18 protein-coding genes and 1 pseudogene are annotated in these 19522 nt (G+C 37.3%); 3 read left to right on the top strand and 16 right to left on the bottom strand.

Annotated elements, in window-relative coordinates; all coding sequences use genetic code 11:
* Position 1: 1 nt before the first annotated feature.
* From mgtE to KBP46_RS08210, 5 genes are all read right to left on the bottom strand, one after another.
* Entirely contained in the window at positions 2 to 1324 is a 1323-nt protein-coding gene (gene mgtE, locus KBP46_RS08230) for a magnesium transporter (RefSeq protein ID WP_047432715.1), read from the bottom strand.
* A gap of 344 nt (positions 1325 to 1668) precedes the next feature.
* Positions 1669 to 1818 (bottom strand): hypothetical protein, encoded by a 150-nt coding sequence (locus KBP46_RS08225; RefSeq protein WP_157885751.1) that lies wholly within the window; start codon positions 1816 to 1818, stop codon positions 1669 to 1671.
* A 153-nt stretch (positions 1819 to 1971) separates the two neighbouring features.
* Positions 1972 to 2118, bottom strand: a complete 147-nt coding sequence (locus KBP46_RS08220; protein ID WP_002980914.1) for a hypothetical protein — start codon at positions 2116 to 2118, stop codon at positions 1972 to 1974.
* 33 nt (positions 2119 to 2151) lie between these two features.
* On the bottom strand, positions 2152 to 2292 hold the full coding sequence (locus tag KBP46_RS08215) for a hypothetical protein (protein WP_157885750.1): 141 nt from the start codon (positions 2290 to 2292) through the stop codon (positions 2152 to 2154).
* Positions 2293 to 2826: 534 nt separating this feature from the next.
* Positions 2827 to 3375, bottom strand: coding sequence for a hypothetical protein (locus KBP46_RS08210; RefSeq protein WP_062671354.1), 549 nt, complete (start codon positions 3373 to 3375; stop codon positions 2827 to 2829).
* Between the two features lie 173 nt (positions 3376 to 3548).
* Between KBP46_RS08210 and rpsO the strand changes: the two genes are divergently transcribed.
* A complete protein-coding gene (gene rpsO, locus KBP46_RS08205) occupies positions 3549 to 3818 on the top strand; it encodes a 30S ribosomal protein S15 (RefSeq protein ID WP_034692246.1) in 270 nt (89 codons plus the stop codon).
* A 382-nt stretch (positions 3819 to 4200) separates the two neighbouring features.
* On the opposite strand, the gene KBP46_RS08200 is transcribed toward rpsO, so the two are convergent.
* A complete protein-coding gene (locus KBP46_RS08200) occupies positions 4201 to 4560 on the bottom strand; it encodes a DUF4260 domain-containing protein (RefSeq protein ID WP_216445108.1) in 360 nt (119 codons plus the stop codon).
* Between the two features lie 126 nt (positions 4561 to 4686).
* Positions 4687 to 6108: a sugar MFS transporter gene (locus KBP46_RS08195; protein WP_062671350.1), complete on the bottom strand. Its 1422-nt coding sequence runs from the start codon at positions 6106 to 6108 to the stop codon at positions 4687 to 4689.
* A 439-nt stretch (positions 6109 to 6547) separates the two neighbouring features.
* Between KBP46_RS08195 and KBP46_RS08190 the strand changes: the two genes are divergently transcribed.
* Positions 6548 to 8821, top strand: coding sequence for a polyribonucleotide nucleotidyltransferase (locus KBP46_RS08190; RefSeq protein ID WP_216445107.1), 2274 nt, complete (start codon positions 6548 to 6550; stop codon positions 8819 to 8821).
* A 94-nt stretch (positions 8822 to 8915) separates the two neighbouring features.
* Here KBP46_RS08190 and KBP46_RS08185 read toward each other — a convergent pair whose 3' ends face one another.
* From KBP46_RS08185 to KBP46_RS08160, 7 genes are all read right to left on the bottom strand, one after another.
* Positions 8916 to 11333, bottom strand: coding sequence for a TonB-dependent receptor (locus tag KBP46_RS08185; RefSeq protein ID WP_216445106.1), 2418 nt, complete (start codon positions 11331 to 11333; stop codon positions 8916 to 8918).
* A gap of 6 nt (positions 11334 to 11339) precedes the next feature.
* A complete protein-coding gene (locus tag KBP46_RS08180; RefSeq protein ID WP_216445105.1) occupies positions 11340 to 11780 on the bottom strand; it encodes a MarR family winged helix-turn-helix transcriptional regulator in 441 nt (146 codons plus the stop codon).
* Between the two features lie 102 nt (positions 11781 to 11882).
* The gene (locus tag KBP46_RS23610) at positions 11883 to 13460 is read right to left on the bottom strand and encodes a M1 family aminopeptidase (RefSeq protein WP_253297239.1); all 1578 of its coding nucleotides are present in this window, start codon (positions 13458 to 13460) and stop codon (positions 11883 to 11885) included.
* Positions 13364 to 15124: a hypothetical protein gene (locus tag KBP46_RS23605; RefSeq protein WP_253297238.1), complete on the bottom strand. Its 1761-nt coding sequence runs from the start codon at positions 15122 to 15124 to the stop codon at positions 13364 to 13366. The genes KBP46_RS23610 and KBP46_RS23605 overlap by 97 nt, the downstream gene beginning before the upstream one ends.
* Before the next feature lie 2 nt (positions 15125 to 15126).
* Positions 15127 to 15999, bottom strand: coding sequence for an ABC transporter ATP-binding protein (locus tag KBP46_RS08170; RefSeq protein ID WP_062671340.1), 873 nt, complete (start codon positions 15997 to 15999; stop codon positions 15127 to 15129).
* A 187-nt stretch (positions 16000 to 16186) separates the two neighbouring features.
* The gene (locus KBP46_RS08165) at positions 16187 to 16390 is read right to left on the bottom strand and encodes a helix-turn-helix transcriptional regulator (RefSeq protein ID WP_002980904.1); all 204 of its coding nucleotides are present in this window, start codon (positions 16388 to 16390) and stop codon (positions 16187 to 16189) included.
* Position 16391: 1 nt separating this feature from the next.
* Positions 16392 to 16907: a DUF2975 domain-containing protein gene (locus tag KBP46_RS08160; protein WP_062671338.1), complete on the bottom strand. Its 516-nt coding sequence runs from the start codon at positions 16905 to 16907 to the stop codon at positions 16392 to 16394.
* A gap of 335 nt (positions 16908 to 17242) precedes the next feature.
* On the opposite strand from KBP46_RS08160, the gene KBP46_RS08155 reads away from it, so the two are divergent.
* Complete coding sequence (locus KBP46_RS08155; RefSeq protein WP_216445104.1) at positions 17243 to 17584, top strand: TfoX/Sxy family protein; 342 nt, start codon at positions 17243 to 17245, stop codon at positions 17582 to 17584.
* A gap of 171 nt (positions 17585 to 17755) precedes the next feature.
* Here the strand turns inward: KBP46_RS08155 and KBP46_RS08150 are convergent.
* Positions 17756 to 18822: pseudogene (locus KBP46_RS08150) on the bottom strand (nucleotidyltransferase domain-containing protein).
* A gap of 1 nt (position 18823) precedes the next feature.
* Complete coding sequence (locus tag KBP46_RS08145; RefSeq protein WP_216445103.1) at positions 18824 to 19504, bottom strand: ATP-binding protein; 681 nt, start codon at positions 19502 to 19504, stop codon at positions 18824 to 18826.
* Between the last annotated feature and the right edge of the window lie 18 nt (positions 19505 to 19522).

Here is a 19522-nt window from a genome sequence, read left to right as displayed (position 1 = left end):
ATTACAAAAGTTTTCCGGTTAAGAAAAGTCCGGCTACGGTAAAATAGATAATAAGTCCCGTTACATCCACTAATGTTGCTACAAACGGTGCAGAAGAAGTAGCAGGGTCAAGATTTAATTTCTTTAAAACAAACGGAATCATAGAACCTGATAATGTTCCCCATAATACAATAGCAATCAGGGAAACAGAAACGCTCAATCCTACGTATACCCAATACTGACCGTAATCAAACAAGCCAATTTGCTGCCAAAGCATAATTCTGATAAATCCGATAACCCCTAAAATTGCTCCGAGACATAATCCGGAGATAATTTCTTTTTTCATGACGTACCACCAATCTTTCAGACTGATTTCCTGCAGCGCCATTGCTCTGATAATCAACGTTGCAGCCTGTGATCCGGAATTTCCTCCACTGGAAATAATCAATGGAACAAATAGAGCGAGAACAACTGCTTTTTCAATTTCTTTATCAAAATATCCCATAGCAGAAGCCGTCAGCATTTCCGAAACAAATAAAATGATCAGCCAGGTAGCTCTTTTTTTGATCATTTCTGTCCATGAAGTCTGGATGTAAGGAAGATCCAATGCTTCCAATCCCCCGAACTTCTGGATGTCCTCCGTGTTCTGCTGCTCAATCTGATCGAGAATGTCATCAATAGTCACAATTCCTACCAGAACACCGGCTTCCGTAATAATAGGAAGAGCACCACGGTCATACTTTTCGAAATAGGTTACCGCATCTTCTTTGGAAGTCGTTGTAGTAATCGCCACAAAATGATTGTCTGTGATGTCGGAAACCAAAGTATCTTCCTCTTCCAGCAGTAAAGTTCCGATGGCAAGGTCATCAATCAGACGGTTTCTTTCGTCTACCACGTACAGGTAGTTCATGGTTTCCACTCTTTTTCCTACTTTTTTGATCTGCTGAAGACATCTTTTTACCGTCCATTCCTTACGGATCTGGATATAGTAAGGTGTCATCAGACGGGCAATCGAATCCGAGTTGTATCCAAGAAGCTTTAAAGCAATCCTTCTTTCCTGGGGGTTAAGATGGTTGATGGAATACTTGATCAGTTCATCCGGGAAATCCTCGAAAAGAGCAGTTCTGTCATCCGGAGTCATGGCATTCAGAATTTCGGAAACTTCATCGCTTCCGATACTTCTGATGGTTTCTTCCTGAAAATCAGGGTCAAGATGTGAAAAAACTTCTGCTTTGTATTCTTTCGGAACCTTCAGGAACGCGAGCAGCCTCTCATCAGCAGGAAGTTCGCTGAGAGTTTCGGCAATATCGGCAGGGTTGAAGATAAGTTCGTCTCTAGAATTCAAAACGTGAAATTTTTTGGATATGCAAAAATAATTCAAATTTTTAAGACTGAGTAATAAACTGGCAAAATTAAGGATTAATTAAAGTTTATTGTTTCAGTATAAGGGTAAAAAAAACACCCGCCGAAGCGGATGTGCAAAAATTAAATTTTAAATTCCAATATTCTTTATATTGGTTCGCATTCTGAAGTGGGAATGTATGTACAAACAGCGTTTGTACAGCATTGGTAAGGGCCACAATCTGAATTGTCACCGCACTTTTTTATCCCGCTTCCTTTAATGTTTTTTTGTTCAAGCCTGTTGAGCTTCTTAAGATTTAAATTCTTCATACTATGATTGTATTTAAATTAAGGCTCTATCATGCAGTCATGGTCAAGGCATTCTCCATTACAGCAATATCCAACAGAGCAAGGTCTTGTGATGCTGCATCTGAAAGGTCCGATACCGCCGTTAATTTGCTTGGCAGATTCTCTACTGAGTTTTTTTAGATTTTTCATACTGTTATAGTTTAGATTTAATGTCAGACTAAAATAGTAAATATTTCTATATTATTCATTTTGGAGTGAAAATATTTTGCTAGTAATCAGTGTTTTATTTATGTTTTAAATAAAAAAACACCTACTAAGGCAGGTGTCTGTAATGATCATATATTATTCCAGGGGACATGGATTAACAACACAGGTGTTGTGACAACACGATCCTCCCGGACATTCGTAATGTTCTGTACATCTTTTGAAAGGTCCGCTGCCTTTAATTTCCTTTTGTACTTGTCTGCTGAGTTTTTTTAGATTTTTCATAAATTTTGATTTTATATGGTTTAGTTTTATCTTTTATTCAAGGCAGATGAAAGGAGAGCAGATTCCAAAGCAACACCATCCAACGGTACATGGATTAGTTTCGCTGCATCTTTCCATAGTTCCTCCATTAATTTGTTTTGCTTTTTCTCTGCTGAGTTTCTTTAGATTTTTCATGAAATTTTGGTTTTAATGTTGGTCTAAATTAGTGAAAAATATTTAATAAATCATTATTTGGTGAAAATATTTAATTGTGTATCAGTTGTTTATGGTGGTTTTTTTAATAAAAAGCACCTGTTCGTAAGGATGAACAAGTACTTTATTTAACATGAAATATTTATAATTCTGGGCATGCATACACAACACATAGTCTGTGGCAGCATGAACCGCCAGGACATTCGAAATGATATTGACATTTCTGAAGACGTATGATACTCCCCAGGATTTCTTTCTGGCTATCTCTGCTTAGTTTTTTTAGATTTGAATTTTTCATAATAATTTAGATTTAAGATAAAACTAAACTAATGAAAGCTTTCAACTTATTGATAAGGATAGAGATACACTACAGAATAGTGTCTATAAAAGAATTATGATTATGAATCAGTCTGATATGTGGATTGACCTGCATGAAAAAAATTCACCATTGACTTGCAAAGCAAAATTGACCATTGACGATAAATGACTGTCAATTCCAACCTTAAACCTCAAATCTTAAAGCTCTGCTTCTGTAGGTTTCAGTTTTCTCAGCTTCTTAATGATTCCTTTTATTGCTCCTTCGGTTCCTATTTTAACAGAGTTGACTGTAGAACCCAGAAGACGCATATTTTTACGATAAGTATCATGATCGGTTTCTGTAACAAGAGTTCCGTCAGCACCAAAGAGTTTCATACTCACAACCACCTGATTGGAGAAAACATACTTTCCAAATCCCACTTTGAAATATCTCACTTTGGAAACAATGGCAAAATCTGCATCATTGTTGAGACAGTAATCTGCAATAGTCTGTTTGTCTATACTGTCGAAGGGAACCTGAACCTCCGCCCGGAGCATTTTATTTCTTCTGTTACTGAAATTATCGGTAACAGCATCAAAGAAAGCATTGTTGGTGGGGTCTTTTATTTCGTCGATATCAGGCTCTACCTCAGGATTGAAGTAAAGAACTTTTTTTATTTTATCATCAGCATTCTTCTGGGCTTTTACCGAAGTAAATCCGATGAATAAAAAAGTAGTAACCGCTGTAAAGAATATAATTTTTTTCATTTGTAATTCGTATGCAAAATTACTGCCTTTTCGTTGTATTGCATACAAATTATTAAGAAATTTTTAACATTTTTTTCTATCAAATTTGATATATGAAATCAATAATGTTTGCAGAATCAAAAAATAGTCGTAATTTTGCACCCGTTACATAATAATCATTAAACAATATTGGAATGTACTTAACAACAGACAAAAAGCAGGAAATTTTCGCAAAACACGGGAAATCTGCACAAGACACAGGAAGTGCTGAAGGACAAATCGCTCTTTTCACTTTCAGAATCAACCACTTATCTCAGCACCTAAAGGCTAACCGTCACGATTTCAACACAGAGAGATCTCTAGTGAAATTGGTAGGTAAGAGAAAAAGTTTATTAGATTACCTTAAAAACAAAGATATCGCAAGATATAGAGCAATTATTGCTGAACTAGGTTTAAGAAAATAATCTATAAAGATTTTCAAAATAAAAAGCAACTTCTAAAGAGGTTGCTTTTTTGTTTTTACGCAACAGGGGATTTTTTACCGCAAAAGTCACAAAAAGTTTTTTTAGAAAATACGAAATGGTTGAGAAGAACACTTAAATTTCTTAAAGTCTTTGATTTTCATGTGATAATAAAAGAGTATTTAGATTCTTACGTATGACAAACTGTATGGATAGACTAATACGCTAATTGTGTCATTCCGTAGGAATCCAGCCTTTATTATCTTGAAAAAATACTGAAGATGATTACAACTGTAACAGCCATCCTAACTGAAGGTGCGATAATTCTCCCTCGGAGGGGTGGCGGAAATTCAAAGATTTTTTGACGGGGTGGTTTTCAACATCACTATTCAGCCTTCTTCCCAATCTTCCCCAAATGCGTATTCTGAAAACTATCGGGATATTTCAATCCATAACCCAGAATCCTGTCAAACGCAGAGTGAGAAAACAGAATAGCTCCGATCATTTGTAAATAGGGCAGAGACAAGGCTGTTCCCGCAAAATAAACAATGACAGCTACTCCAAAATGATGGAAGAGATTGTAGAAGAAAGCACCTACTTTATTATTCATGGTATATCCCAGCATAGAAATATCGGGTGCAAGGAAAAGTCCGGCAAACCACCACCACGAATATTCCGTTTGTGCAAAAGCATATATACCTAAGAGTAGAAATGCGGCATATTCAAGCTTTAACTGTATTTTCATAATGATTGTGTTAGTTTATACGATAAGTTCTTTTTTCTCATGAAAAGTTACATTTTAAAATCTGAATAAAGAAAGCGGAATACCTTTGAGATATTCCGCCTTATACATTTTGATTTGAATTTGATTTTAATGCCCGGACTTTGTTTCGGTACTTTCTACATGACCCAGATATTTGGTACAGTACGCTCCGAATATCAGAATTACCAGATAACAGAATACAGGAATAATAAATGAATGCTGTACTCCAAACTGATCGGCAAGATATCCCTGGAAAATAGGAACAATAGCTCCTCCCAGAATAGCCATTACCACTAATGAAGATCCCTGGCTGGTATATTTACCCAGTCCTGAAATAGCCAGTGTGTAAATATTTGAGAACATAATAGAATTGAAAATTCCGATTCCTAAAATACTGTACATCGCCAGCTCACCATGATTCACCATTGCAGAAATCAACAAGGCAACATTGATTGCTGCAAAAATGGATAATGTTCTTGCCGGAGCTGCTTTACCCACGAAAAAAGCAATGAAATTAAGGATGATAAACACAATGAAAAAGCTGATCTGACTGAAAGTAAGATTGACAATGCTGAAAATCACAAGGAAAACTGCTGCCGCTGCTCCCAGCATATACAGAGCCTTTTTGCTTTGGCTTATGGATTGATTTAAAGAAATGGCTCCCAAAAAACGGCCAATCATCGCTCCTCCCCAATATAAGGAAAGATAATTTTTACTGATGATCTCATTAAAACCCATAATCTGTGGCTGCTCAAGGAAACTGATGATAAAACTTCCTACGGCAACTTCTCCGCCTACATAGCAGAACATAGCGAATACACCGAATTTCAGGTGGCTGAATTCAAGGGCTCCCCAGCCTTTTACGATTTCTTCTTCACCCATCTGGAATGAAGGAAGCTTCACTCTGGAAATCAATAAAGCTACCAGTAAAAGGATACCTGCAAAAATAAGGTAAGGAATTCTTGTCGCTACCGCGCTGAATGATCCGTCCGGAGATGAGAAAAATTCAAAAATCAGGTGACCTCCAAGTACCGGTGCAATGGTGGTTCCGAAGGCATTGAATGCCTGAGTCATGTTCAGTCGGCTAGATGCAGATTCTTCACTTCCCAGCAATGAAACATAAGCGTTGGCTGTAATCTGCAGTACTGTAAAGCCAAGTCCTAAAATAAACAAAGCTCCCAGAAACAGCGGATAATAAGAGAACGTAGCTGCCGGATAAAACAGAACGCAGCCGAATGCTGCCAGAAAAATTCCGAACAGGATTCCCTTCTTATAGCCTAATTTATTGATAGGATCTCCTTTCGTAATGGAAATCATAAAATAAATCAGTGACCCAATAAAGTAAGCTCCGAAGAAACAGAACTGTACCAGCATGGATTCGAAAAAGGTAAGATTGAAAAGTTGTTTCAGATACGGGATCAGGATATCATTCATACAGGTGATGAATCCCCACATAAAAAACAGCAGGGTGATGGTAATCAACGGAACCGTATAATTCCTGCTTTGAGATTGTACTTCTTTATTAATCATAAACATTTATTTATCTGGATAAGGATAGTTCCTTAACTTTTTTAGCCTACAGCATTGTAATTGGTGAAGTAGGGCAAATATAGGGATCAGCCTATTGGTTTGCAATAATTTTAATCATTTTTAAAATGAAATAAATACTTTTTTTAAGATCAATATGTTATTTTCATTTTTTGAGACAATAATACAAAAACGACGGGATTTTTCAATACATTATCCTCAAAAAAACACTTTTTTATTTTCGTAAATGGTGTATAAGTTCAGATTACTAATGCAAATTTTCAAACTTTCATCAATTGATAGCCAATTTTTTGTATTTTAAACGCCTATTAAAGCAATCGAAAAATTTAATATATCATTATTATATAGTACCTTTGCAAACGAAAATTTAAAGAGTTTAAATATTAATCATACTCAATACGGAGTATAAAGAAGCAAATTTATGAGTATACCTCAAGCGTTTACAGAAACGATTATCCTTGCAGACGGCAGGGAAATCACTATCGAAACGGGAAAGCTGGCTAAGCAGGCTGACGGATCTGTAGTGGTGAAATGTGGCGGAACTATGCTTTTAGCAACAGTTGTAGCCAACAAAGAAGCCAATCCTGGTGTAGACTTTTTACCATTAACGGTAGATTACAGAGAAAAATTTTATGCAGGTGGAAGAATTCCTGGGAATTTCTTCCGTAGAGAAGCAAAACCATCTGATGATGAAGTGCTTACAATGAGATTGGTGGACAGAGTATTACGTCCTCTTTTCCCTGAAGATTTCCATGCGGAAGTACAGGTGATGATTTCATTAATTTCTTACGATAAAGAAGTAATGCCTGAAGCATTGGCAGGTTTGGCAGCTTCTGCAGCTATTGCAATTACAGATATCCCTTTCAACGGACCAATGTCTGAAGCAAGAGTAGTAAGAATTGACGGGCAATTGGCTGTTAACCCAAGTTATGAAAACTTATTAAAATCAGATATCGACATTATGGTGGGAGCTACTAAAGACTCCATCGTAATGGTAGAAGGAGAAATGAAGGAGATCTCTGAGCAGGAAATGCTTGAAGCCATCAACTTCGCTCACGCTGAGATCAAAAAACAGATTGAAGCTCAGGAGAGATTAGCTGAAAAAGTAGGAAAATCTTTCCCTAAAAGAGAATACAGCCACGAAGATCACGATGAAGAAATTCGTGAAAAAGTATGGAAAGAGTGCTATGATAAAGTATATGAAGTAGCAAAAACTCCATCAAATAAAGAAGAAAGAGGAGAAAAATTCAAAGCGGTTCTTGAAGAGTTTTTAGCACAATATGCTGAAGACGAAGAGGAATTGGCAAGAGTAACTCCATTCGTTAAAGTATATTACCATGACGTAGAGAAAGAAGCAATGCGTCAGATGATCCTTGAAGACAATATCCGTCTTGATGGTCGTGATCCTCAGACGATCCGTCCAATCTGGTCAGAAATTGATTACCTTCCGGGAGCTCACGGTTCTGCGATCTTTACAAGAGGAGAAACTCAGTCTCTGACTGCGGTAACTCTGGGTTCTGTAAAAGATGCGAACATGATCGACAGCGTAATCACGCAGCACGACGAAAGATTCTTCTTACACTATAACTTCCCTCCATTCTCTACAGGTGAAGCAAGACCCTTAAGAGGTACTTCACGAAGAGAAGTAGGACACGGAAACTTAGCTCAAAGAGCTTTAACAGCAGTAATTCCGGCAGAAAATCCATATACAATCAGAATTGTTTCCGATATCTTAGAATCTAACGGTTCTTCTTCAATGGCAACAGTTTGTGCAGGTACATTAGCATTGATGGATGCAGGGGTTCAGATCACAAAACCTGTTTCAGGAATTGCAATGGGTCTGATCACCGATACAAAATCAGGTAAATTTACCGTACTTTCCGATATCTTAGGAGATGAAGATCACCTTGGAGATATGGACTTCAAAGTAACAGGTACTGCAGACGGTATCACAGCTTGTCAGATGGATATCAAAATCCAGGGACTTTCTATGGATATCATGGAGAAAGCTTTGATGCAGGCTAAAGACGGAAGATTACACATCCTTAATAAAATCACGGAAACGATTTCCCAGCCAAGAGCAGATGTGAAGCCTCACGCTCCGAAAATGGTGGTAATGGAGATTCCAAAAGATTTCATTGGAGCTGTAATCGGGCCTGGTGGAAAAATTATTCAACAGTTACAGAAAGATACAGATACGGTTATTGCTATCGAAGAGATGGGAGAAATCGGACGTATCGAAATTGCAGGAACAGACAGAGAAAAAATCAATGCAGCTATTGCTAAGATCAATGAAATTACTTTCGTACCGGTTGTAGGCGAAGTTTACAAAGGTAAAGTAGTGAAAGTAATGGACTTTGGTGCATTCGTAGCGATCGCTAAAGGAACAGAAGGACTTCTTCACATTTCTGAAATTGAGTGGGCTCGTCTGGACAAAGTTCCTTATGCAGAAGGTGATGAGGTAGAAGTGAAGTTCATGGGTTATGATGATCGTAAGAAAATGAAACTTTCCCGTAAAGTTCTTTTACCAAGACCTCCAAGACCGGAAGGACAAGGTAGACCTGAAGGGCAGAGAAGACCAGAAGGACAAGGAAGACCGGAAGGACAAAGAAGACCGGAAGGACAGAAACCACAAGGTGAAAAGCCACAAAGCGAAAAACCCGTGGAAAACCAAACTCCATCTAACGAAGCTTAATAAGATTCATTCTTAAACATAAAAAATCCCTCAATTTGAGGGATTTTTGCTTTTGCATCATTGCGAAATGCAGAACTTTGAAGTAATCTCATTATTACGTTCCCACTCTCTGCTTCAGGTCCTCAGCACCGCCTGTTTTTCTGGGCTGTCCGTTTTTGGAAGAACCAAAATTGTAAGTATAGGAGAGGGTTGCCACACGGGTATCTCTTTTTACAGCGAAGTTTTCTAAATAATCATTATACACCGTTTGCCCTTTGATATTGCTGGTAAAGAAGACATCAGTGAAGGAAAGCTTCAGAACACTGTTGTTTTTAAACTTCTTCTGCGCTCCGATATTCAGATACCAGTTCGGGCTCACATTCAGATAAGCATAGATTTCTCTGGCTTTGTAATTTCCTGTAAGTTCAGCAGTGAAACCATTTCCCAGTTTAAAGGAATTAATACTGTTGATGCTGAATGTAAAATTCCCTTTATTATTGATCTGGGTTCCGGAGACATTTCCTGTGTAGGAGCCATAATAGAAATTAGCACTGTTATTCATATCCCACCATTGGGTCACCTTTACCGGAGCGATCAGGTTTAATCCGAAATAAGAAGCAGAATTCAGGTTTTCAATGGTCTGTACGGTTACAATCTGCCCGTTTTCTATGACAGGTTTTAGGATGTCTGTGATATTATCAGAATTCCTGCTGTAGCTTAAAGTGGCAAAGTATTTATTACTCAGGCTGTAGGTTAATTCATAATTCATCGTGATTTGAGGGTTCAGATCAGGATTCCCGGCTTTCATTGTAGTAGGATCAAGATAGAATTTAAAAGGATTCAGCTGGTTGTAGCTTGGTCTTGTAATTCTTCTGCTGAGATTGATTTCAAGGTTGCTTTTATCCGTCAGATCATAACTCAGAACAGCGCTTGGGAACAGTTGGGTATAATTTCTTTTATTGATTTGATGGGTGGTAATCTGAGTTCCTTTTACATTGGTATTTTCAACTCTTAAACCTGCTGTAGCTTTAAATTTTTCCCATTTTTTGGACACATTTCCGTACACTGCATTGATGTTTTCTTCATAAATAAAATGATTGGTTTTCCCAAGATCCGGAACAGGAATACCAGAACTGGCGTTGAAAAATTTCAAATCATTGTCTGTCTTTACAAAACTGGTTTTCACTCCGCTTTCCAGCTTCCAGTCGTTGCTGAAATTTTTTGTAAGATCAGATTTTAAAGAATAGATATTCAGTTTTCCGTCCATATCACCTTTAATAATGTCAAGATTATCCGTATTGCTGGAAATATCATGTGTTCTTGTATCAAAGCTCTGCAAAGAAGAGTTAGCGTAATTAATGTAGTCAAAATCGGTAGAAATATCAGAACCCAGCGAATCAATCGTATATTTATGATTAAGGTTGAATGAAACATTGGTCCAGCGGTCATTCGATCTGTTGACTGTTGTAAAAGTACTTTCAGGAAGGTAGCTGCTGCCCAGTGTGACGTTGGAATTGTCTCCGTTGATGTTGAATTTGTTGGAAACAAGTCCCACAGAAAATCCAAGCACATTCTTGTCGTTCAGATAATAATCCATTCCCGCTTTGGCCACATGGCTGTTGAATTTGAATTTCAGATAATTATCCTGCACATACGCTTTCTTAAAGGTATTGGCTTCATAGAAATTTCTGTCGAGAACCAATCCGTTGTAAGCTTCCCTGTACGCAAAGCTGTAATTTCCGAAAATATTGATGTTTTTATTTCTGTGGTTGATGCTGAAACTGTTGTTGTTTTTCACATATTTACCCGATCCCAGAGAGCTTGAAATAGTTCCGTTAGTTCCTTTTCTCTGTTCCTTTTTAAGTTTAATATTGATAATGGCGGATCCGGCAGCGTCATATTTTGAAGAAGGATTGGTGATGAACTCTATCTTTTCAATGGTGGAAGAGGGGATTCCCTTTAGATAATTGGCAAGATCAGTTCCCGTCATGGGAGTATTTTTACCATCGATCTGGATCAGAAGGTTTCCTTTTCCGCGAAGACTGATATTGTCGTTATTGTCAATATTCACTCCCGGAGCCTTTTCCAGAACTTCAAAAGCGGAATTTCCGGTGCTGGCAATACTGTTTTCAACGTTCATGATCATCTTTCCATCCTGTCTTTCAATGAGAGGCTTGGTTTTGGTGATCGTTACTCCTTCAATCGATTTTACATTCAGGTCAATGGAACTGAGGGTCTTATTTTCGGTTAATGAAATATTTTCCGAGTGATAAACCTCAGTACCGTTTTTATTAATTTTTACCTGATAAGTTCCTTCTTTTAAATCATTAAAATTGAACTTACCGCTGTTATCAGCAATTTCTGTTTTGATCAATTTCTGATCAGCATCAAAGAGATTGATCTCCATCTGCTCTGCTTTGTCGGATTTTATGTTTCCTGACAAAGTCAAACTCTTCATTGCCTGCTGGGCAGAGATCCTGCTGCTGAACAGCATCAGCATACAGACAATAATAAGTGAGAATATTCTGGTCATAGCGTTTTACTTTTTAGGGTTGAGACAGTTTTCTGAAATTTTCAGTAAAGCTGAATACATCACTTCCAGTTCTTCATTGCTGATGCCCTTTAAAGCAGTTTTACGGTTCTTTTCTACGATATTCTGAACCTCTTTAATTACTTTTACCCCGGAATCTGTCACTTCCAGCTGGGTTTTTCTTCGGTCTTCAGGATGAACTTTTCTGATAATGTATTCGGATTTTACCATTAAATCAATCATTCTCGTGACAGAAGCATTGTCCTTAAAAACCAGATCACCAATTTCATTCTGGGTAATTCCCGGGTTTTCCAGAATTGCTTTGATGATAAGCCATTGATCAATAGTGATCGTATAACCATGCAATTTTAGCTGGCGTTGAGCATAGTTTCTGTAAGATCTGATCGCTTTGTCTATGTTGTAGAAGATGATTGAATTTAACTTTTCCATATTTTCAGATTTAAAATGATGTATCAATTATTGATATGTCAATTAATTAGTAAATCATCATTTTACTTTGTTACAATTCCTGAAAAATATTTTCAAAAAAAATTAAAAGCTGTTACCGGTTTCTTTGGACTTTGCCTTTACAGAAGCAGTTTTAGACTCTGAAGTAAAAGTTATATTTTCTGTGGTTTTGAATAATCTGTCGATTTGCTTCCTGGTGGAAATATCCGGAGCAATGTTGTAAAACTCATTGATCAGATTCAATGAACCAGGTTTTTTGGGATATTGATTGTTGTTGAGAAAATTTTTCAAAGCCAGATTCACTTTATCTTCACCGATTAAGTTACTCAGCTGTACCATTGCGGCAGCTCCTTTGGAATACGAAATATGGGGAACATCTCCGGTTGCTTTATAAATCGGAACATTTTCAGACAGTCCTTTTTCATTGTCATAGATCTGCTGATGTACGTTGATTCTTTCCATCATTTTTTCTTTGCCATGCATTTTTTTGTAGAGCATCATCTCGGTATACATGGCGAGGGTTTCAGTAAGCATCACAGAACCTTCTCTGTCATCAGGGTCGATCTGGCTGCTGCCCCACCAGAGATGGGAAAGTTCATGGCCTGCCAGCTCATTGATGACATCCTGTTTCTTATCCGCCAGAATATTGGCGTGAAAAATCATGTCTTCCGGCATAAAGATGGCAGAAGGATAGGCTGTAGCGGCAAAACCTCTGGTAAAAGAAGAAATCTCCGCAAAATTGATGCTTTTAAAAGGGTACTGCCCGAAATTCTGCAGACAGTAATCTAAAGTAAGCTTTGCGTTTTCAAGAAGATGATTCACATTCTCAAAGTGTTTCTGATGATAAAAGATATTGATGGAAATTCCTTTATAGTTCACGCTTTTGATCTTATATTCAGCAGATGAAACGGCAAACCGGAAAGGAATCTGATCTGCTTTAAACTTGAAATAGTTACGCCCGGCCTGTGACCATTTTCTGACAAGATCTCCTGTTCCTATGGCTGTTTGTTTCTTTTCGGTGGAAATCATCATCGTAAGATTGATAAAATCCCTTTTTGAAACTTCAGGGGCTTCCGGTTTCTTCAGTTCAGTAAGTTTTCCAAGGCTGAATTGGCTGCGTTGTTTTTCATCCTGAATTTCATTATCCTTCTGATATCCAATTGTTGGGTAATACCTGCTGATCCTCATAAAAGATCCGTCTTCAATAATGGCATTGAAAGACCGGTGTCCGTTGACCGCAAACCATTGATAGGAGATTTTAAAATCAAGAGAAGCTGTTTTACCAGGCCGGAGAGGCTTTTGTAATGAAACTTCTGTAACATGCTTATTAATTTTTGAGATTTCAGTACCACACTTTATCACAGCAGATTCCAGTTTTAAATCTTTATTAAAATTGATCAGGACCTTATTGATAGGTTGATTGGTTTGATTTTTAAGGGTATATTTTCCAATGATCTGATAAGCATTTTTCGAAGGATACAGTTTAATTTCTGTAGCAATATCGGTGATATCCGGCTGTAGAAGTTTTTCATACTTTCGATAGTTTTTTTCATATGCTTCCGAGCTTAGAATAGCCTGATCTTCATTTTTGGGATATAACCTTTCATAAACAATGTTCCGGCAAAGATTCCTGAGATGAGCAGAATGATACTGAAGCCACATGCAAGTACAGGAACTTTTTTAATTTTTATAATGCTGTTGAGCATCCATAAAATACTGATAATCCCTGTTCCGAATAAAAGTCTTTGTAGAAAAGCTTCTTCATAGATTCCATAGCCGTTAAACTCACTGTAAGTCCCTTTAAAATCTGAGAATATTCTGAAAAGAGGGTAGGGTATCAATTTCCCTGAAACCGGACCTGATACTATAAAAACGGCAAGAATGGAAACTCCAAGGGCTATGAATTTGTTGGGAATTCTGTCATTTATCAAAAGAATCAATCCGGAAAACAGCATCAATGGGAAAGTATTGAAAAGAAAAACACCGAGATAAGCATTCCAATCAATATGAAAATACTGATAAGCCGCCTGAAAAATAATGCCCTGAATAATTACAATTCCGGTGAAGAAAAACAGCAGAAAACTGATGGAAATGAAATGGCCGGTTAATCTGTTTTTTGATAAATAGGTACTGTTTTCAATCAGAGAAAATCCTGAAGAAGAACTTCTCCAGTAGACATCGTTTAAAAAATAAACGGAAATAAGAAGTCCAAGCAAATGGAAGTTTTCTGAAATGGTGGCCGCCATAAGACCTGAACTCGCATACTTCTGCGGAAGACGGATGCCTTTTTCAATTTCGGCATACATTTCCATTCCCACAGAGAATAATAAAAGAATCGATACAGCAGGAATGGCAATGCTTTTAAACAAATAGGTAAGATCGGTTTTTGTAAAGGACAATACGGACCGGAAAGAACTCCATCCATTGAATCTGGGTGTAACAGTGGAGTATTCAGCTCCATTTGTTTCCGAAAATATAAGAGTATTTCCTAATGTTTTTACTTTCTTTCCTGAGGTATTGGAGAAAGAAAATAATCTATGTGAAAGCAGAAGAATTCCAACAGATATAAAAGAGAATAAAATTCTGTTAAACAAAAGATAACCAGAGAAAGGTACCAGTTGAATATTTTTCTGATGAGCTGTGAGATCACGGGCTTCCATAAAATAAGCGGATAATCCAAAAGGATCTATTAAAGCCGAAAACTGTTGCGTTTCCAGTGACTGGGGAAGACTTCCCGCCATAAAGGGTGAATTGGAAAACAGCAGGATAATCATGTAAGAAACATACAGAAGCAGTCCGCCTACTACAATCAGCAGTTTTTTCCTGACAATAAATGCAATGAGAAAAAGGAAACTGCAGACAAATAAACTGTTGATAAAACCGAATATGAATAAAGGGTATAAATAATGGACAATGTTAAAACCTTCCTGCATTTCACTTCCCGTCCGCATCATCTGACCTATGATAAATCCTGTCATTAGGAAAGAAAAACTTAAAAACGTCTGTAAAAAATAAGCATAGAATTTCCCTTTCAGGTAAGTGAGTTTTGACAATGGGAATGAAAACAGAATACTGTCAAATTTTGAATCCTGATCTTTAAAAAGCAGCTGCAATGCATAAACCGTAGCGAAAAAAATCACGGCAAGGCTCAGCATTCCGGTCATAAAACCAATGGTGTAGGGAGAGTTTAAATAAATCCCTTCTCCTACTGAAAGATTGAACTGATTGCCAGAAAAGATGCCCATTCCTATTAAAAGTAAGGCCACAAGATAGGTGAGCCAGTGCTTGGAAGAGCGTCCGGCTTCAAATAAGAATATTGCGTTCATGATTAAGGTTTTTGGGTGAGTGTATGGAAGTAAACGTGCTCCAGCAAAGGGGTTACAGGGCTGAAATCTTTCGGAGATTCTTCAGAAAATACAGTGATGTGGAGTTCTCTTTCCAGAAGCTGCCTGCTGATGATTTCATAATTGGAATGATAACTTTCCAGTTCGTTTTTGTCGATAGATTTGGACCAGATTCTGTTGTCAAGCTCTGCAATGAGTGTTCCGGGGTTTCCTTTTCGGAGGATTTGCCCATGATTCATCACTGCCATTTCTGAGCAAAGATTTCTGACATCTTCAACGAGATGCGTGGACAGAATGACGATAACCTCCTGGCTGATATCATTGAGCAGCGTATTGAAACGGTTACGTTCCTCAGGATCTAATCCTGCAGTAGGTTCATCTACAATGATGATCTTCGGATTTCCTAATAAGGCCTGAGCAACACCGAATCGCTGTTTCATTCCCCCAGAAAAGGTATGAACTTCTTTTCTAGCAAAATCAGAAAGGTTGACTTTTTCCAGCAAACCCAGAATCTGGTTTTTACGTTGGTTTTTATCATTAATGCCTTTCAGAATGGCAATGTGTTCTAGCAGATCATAGGCTGAAACTTTGGGATATACTCCGAAATCCTGTGGGAGAAATCCGAGATTCTGTTTAATATAATCAGGGTTTTTGGCGATGTCCACTCCGTTGAAAAGTATTGTTCCGGAGGTCGGTTTCTGAAGTCCGACAATGGTTTTCATCAAAGAAGATTTTCCGGCTCCGTTGGGACCAAGAAGCCCGAACATACCGTTTTTGATGTCGAGTGAAATGTCTTTAATAGCCTGAAATCCATTTTTATAGGTGAGGCTAAGGTTGTTGATGGATAATGTATTCATAACGTTGTGTTTGGGGAATGGAAGGACAGGCGGCCTTTCGGCAGCTGGTTTAGAAGTTAATGGCTGGAGGCTAGAAGCTAGAGGTTAGAGGTTAGAGGTTAGAAGTTAGAAGTTAGAAGAGAATTTTTTACACTTCCACTCTAAAACACTTCAAATCAAACCCCGCAGCTCACAACCCGAATCCCGTCTACTCTTTAAATTCAAGAATATCTCCCGGCTGGCATTCCAGGATTTTGCAGATGGCTTCCAAAGTATCGAAACGGACACCTTTGGCTTTGCCGGTTTTCAGGATAGAGAGGTTCACGGGCGTGATACCCAGTTTTTCTGCCAATTCTTTACTCTGCATTTTTCGTTTGGCAAGCATCACATCTAAGTTGACTATAATTGGCATTTTAAATAAATAGGTCTTGTTCGTTTTGCAAATGTAGTCCTTGCTTAAAGATATTCGCAAGAAACAGACAGAAAATTCCAAGCATAAAGTGAATAAACACCAGTCCCCATATGATACTTTCTACTTCCACAAAGAAACTCGCGATAATAACCAGAGGAAGCGGAATGAAAATATTGTACAGGTAAAATCTCTTAAGCTGAATGATATTTTCCTGAGTAAACAGTTTTTGTTGGAAAAACACTTTGAAAACCCTGGCAGATAACCAGAAAAAGATTCCATAAGTGATAAGCACCAACATAAAGGAAAAGATCATATAAGGATAATTGTTTTCGATATTCAGAAACGGTTGTTCTGTAAACGGATAATTGATGTGAAGGAACTGGCCTTCTTTATAAGGCGTGACCGCAAATCCGCTCATCAGACAGAATAAGGAATACCCAAAAGTGACTAAATATCCGGCCGAAAGTAAGGCGCAGATATAGAATAAAATTCTTGCAATAATTTTGGTCTGGTTCATGGTATGAATTGTAATTACTATTACAAATGTATAATTAATTATCGTAAAACAATAATTTGTTTAAATGAAATTTTAATTTTTAATTCTGAGATCATCAATAATACTAAAAAAATAAGGTGTTAATCACAGTTTTTTATTAATTTTAATAAGAGAAAAGCTGATCAACTTATCCCTTTAATTAATACTCGAGCTTAATGCTTAACAAAGATTTTCTTATTGATGCCCTTCGACAGGCTCAGGGTGGCAACTGGAATACCAACGACAATTTTTAAGCACTGTCAGGCTGAGCCTGTCGAAGCCATTATTAAAAAGGATAGATCAAAAAAAAAGAAATCATGGCTTACAGTATTGAACTTGCAGACCGCGTACGTGAATGGCTTTCAATGGAAAATAATATAGAAATTGAAGAAAAGAAAATGTTCAGCGGCTTGTCTTTTCTGGTGAACGGAAAGTTGTGCATCAACATCAGTCATGATAATCTGATGTGCCGTTATGACCCGGAGTTGGAAGATGAGGTTTCGGAGAAGAAAGGTTTTCTCCCAATGATCATGAAAGGGAAACAGTTAAATGGCTATTGCTATGTAGAACCCATGGGTTTCCAAAAAGCAGATGATTTTGAGTATTGGATTAAAATATGTTTGGATTATAATCCATTGGCGAAGGCGGCGAAGAAGTGAGTTTTGGGTTGGAGGGTTGGAGAGTGGGAGCGTTTGAGGGTATGAGAGTGTGGTGGAGAGTTTCGGGATTCGGGATTCGGTTTTGGAGAGTGTTTTAGGGTAGGTGAGTGAGAGAGTGGGAGCGTTGGATTTCAACAGTCCCACCATTCATAACTCATCATTTATAATTCATCATTCATTATTATTGTACAGTTTTTCTCTGATCTGAATTAATATTTTTGTGGTTTTCTTCAGGTCCGGAGAGTCGGGAAGAGTGCTGGCAGAGTAATGACTTTCTATGGATTCTATCAGGTTTTCTGCCCTTTGCATTACACTTTCATACGACTGGTTGCCACTTTTGATATCTAACAGTTCATCACGGTCTTCTACACGGATCGTTAGTGAACCGGTTTTAAAAATCTGTTCGCAGGACTGCAGCAGGCGGATGGTGTGCATCATATTCTTGCTATCATAATTCTGCCCGTGAGTCTGATTGACATTATAACGGTCTTCATTACGCTCAGCAACCCATTTCCAGTATTCCCTGTAATCTTTACAATACACAGAATAGGCATCCAGATTGCAATACAGATATGCAACCGGTTTTTCCTCTTTAGGAACAGAGGATAGAGAAACCTGATTCGCTTCTTCATTCTGAATAACTCCTTTATATCCCAATGTTCCCGATTCATCATAAAATAAAGCGAACATTCCCTTGGTATGATCAATGTTTATCAATCCGCATTTTTCCTGCGAAAGACCATCCTCATCCAGCCATTTTTTCAATGGGACAGAACCTTGTCCATCCAAAATAAAGCAGAAATCCAGGATCGATTTTCTTTCTTTATCAATCGGATTGACAATCTTTTTATTGAGACCTTTTGCCTTTTTAATCTGGGAAACAGCATAACCTGCAAATGTATCTTTGCATAGTTTTGAAAGAAAATCTTCTGTTTTCAACAGATCCATCAGCGGATGTTTGTACAGAATACAATCCTCAGGACTTGCCAGAATTTCCAGAATATTAGGATTGTTTTTCTGAAGCAGTTCTACAAATCTTCCGATTTCATAATAGGTGATATCATTTGTTTCATTGGAAATCTGCGGAATATAGTTCAGTCCAAAAAATCTTCCTTCGGCAAATAATATATCCCGCGGATATCCGTATCAGAATTCTCCGTCGCCAGCCCAAAAGCTCTGCTTCCGGAAATGGCTTCGAAGAGGAGGAGGTTTTTGTTTTTTAGGTCTTGGATGGTCATATTAGAATCCATATTTTTCTTCACGCTTTTTGAATGCTTCTTTTCCTCCTTCAAGAATATCGGCTATATGTTGTCTAATGCTCATAGATTTTAAAAAATTTCCATCAGGGTTATAGTTAGTTTCTTCGAGTGCTCCATTGATGTAATCAAAAGTATAAATACATTTATCCTTTGTATTGTTCTCATCTTTTTGATTTGCAACTATTATATTTTCTGCATCTGCATTTACTACAATATTTGCATTATGAGTTACTAAAATAATTTGTCTTTTCAGTTTTTTATCTTTTAGATAATCAACAAGATCGGTAGAAATTGAGCGATTGTCTAAATTATCTTCTGGTTGATCAATTAAAATTGGAGCTTCTGATTTACTCAATTTAATAATCAATTTAAGTAATATAAAGCTTGCTTTACCAGTAGACATATTGTGTATTGTGTCATTGCCTGATTTTACTTCCCAATGATCAAAAAAGTGATTTTCAAGTAATATTCTACAAGCTTCTTTTAAGCTAAAATCTTTGATTAATGGATAATTTTCTTCAAGAATAGAGTCAAATACATTTTTTAATTCACTTATAATATCATCTTTATTAATTTCAGATAAGTTATTTAAATTTTCATTATATAAATAATTAAAAGGATTTTGAAATCTCAAAGTTCTTAAGTCACTTATACTGTTCATACTTTCTTTAAATTTCTT

It is taken from the genome of Chryseobacterium sp. PCH239 (assembly GCF_018924625.1).
GTDB lineage: Bacteria > Bacteroidota > Bacteroidia > Flavobacteriales > Weeksellaceae > Chryseobacterium > Chryseobacterium cucumeris.
Note: the sequence above shows the minus strand (reverse complement) of the source record. Positions and strands in the feature narration are given on the sequence as shown.

Coding starts and splice junctions, on each gene's coding strand:
- KBP46_RS08225 (WP_157885751.1), bottom strand. CDS start 1,818: ATGAAAAATCTAAAAAAACTCAGTAGAGAATCTGCCAAGCAAATTAAC.
- KBP46_RS08220 (WP_002980914.1), bottom strand. CDS start 2,118: ATGAAAAATCTAAAAAAACTCAGCAGACAAGTACAAAAGGAAATTAAA.
- KBP46_RS08215 (WP_157885750.1), bottom strand. CDS start 2,292: ATGAAAAATCTAAAGAAACTCAGCAGAGAAAAAGCAAAACAAATTAAT.
- KBP46_RS08210 (WP_062671354.1), bottom strand. CDS start 3,375: ATGAAAAAAATTATATTCTTTACAGCGGTTACTACTTTTTTATTCATC.
- rpsO (WP_034692246.1), top strand. CDS start 3,549: ATGTACTTAACAACAGACAAAAAGCAGGAAATTTTCGCAAAACACGGG.
- KBP46_RS08200 (WP_216445108.1), bottom strand. CDS start 4,560: ATGAAAATACAGTTAAAGCTTGAATATGCCGCATTTCTACTCTTAGGT.
- KBP46_RS08195 (WP_062671350.1), bottom strand. CDS start 6,108: ATGATTAATAAAGAAGTACAATCTCAAAGCAGGAATTATACGGTTCCG.
- KBP46_RS08190 (WP_216445107.1), top strand. CDS start 6,548: ATGAGTATACCTCAAGCGTTTACAGAAACGATTATCCTTGCAGACGGC.
- KBP46_RS08185 (WP_216445106.1), bottom strand. CDS start 11,333: ATGACCAGAATATTCTCACTTATTATTGTCTGTATGCTGATGCTGTTC.
- KBP46_RS08180 (WP_216445105.1), bottom strand. CDS start 11,780: ATGGAAAAGTTAAATTCAATCATCTTCTACAACATAGACAAAGCGATC.
- KBP46_RS23610 (WP_253297239.1), bottom strand. CDS start 13,460: ATGTGGCTTCAGTATCATTCTGCTCATCTCAGGAATCTTTGCCGGAAC.
- KBP46_RS23605 (WP_253297238.1), bottom strand. CDS start 15,124: ATGAACGCAATATTCTTATTTGAAGCCGGACGCTCTTCCAAGCACTGG.
- KBP46_RS08170 (WP_062671340.1), bottom strand. CDS start 15,999: ATGAATACATTATCCATCAACAACCTTAGCCTCACCTATAAAAATGGA.
- KBP46_RS08165 (WP_002980904.1), bottom strand. CDS start 16,390: ATGCCAATTATAGTCAACTTAGATGTGATGCTTGCCAAACGAAAAATG.
- KBP46_RS08160 (WP_062671338.1), bottom strand. CDS start 16,907: ATGAACCAGACCAAAATTATTGCAAGAATTTTATTCTATATCTGCGCC.
- KBP46_RS08155 (WP_216445104.1), top strand. CDS start 17,243: ATGGCTTACAGTATTGAACTTGCAGACCGCGTACGTGAATGGCTTTCA.
- KBP46_RS08145 (WP_216445103.1), bottom strand. CDS start 19,504: ATGAACAGTATAAGTGACTTAAGAACTTTGAGATTTCAAAATCCTTTT.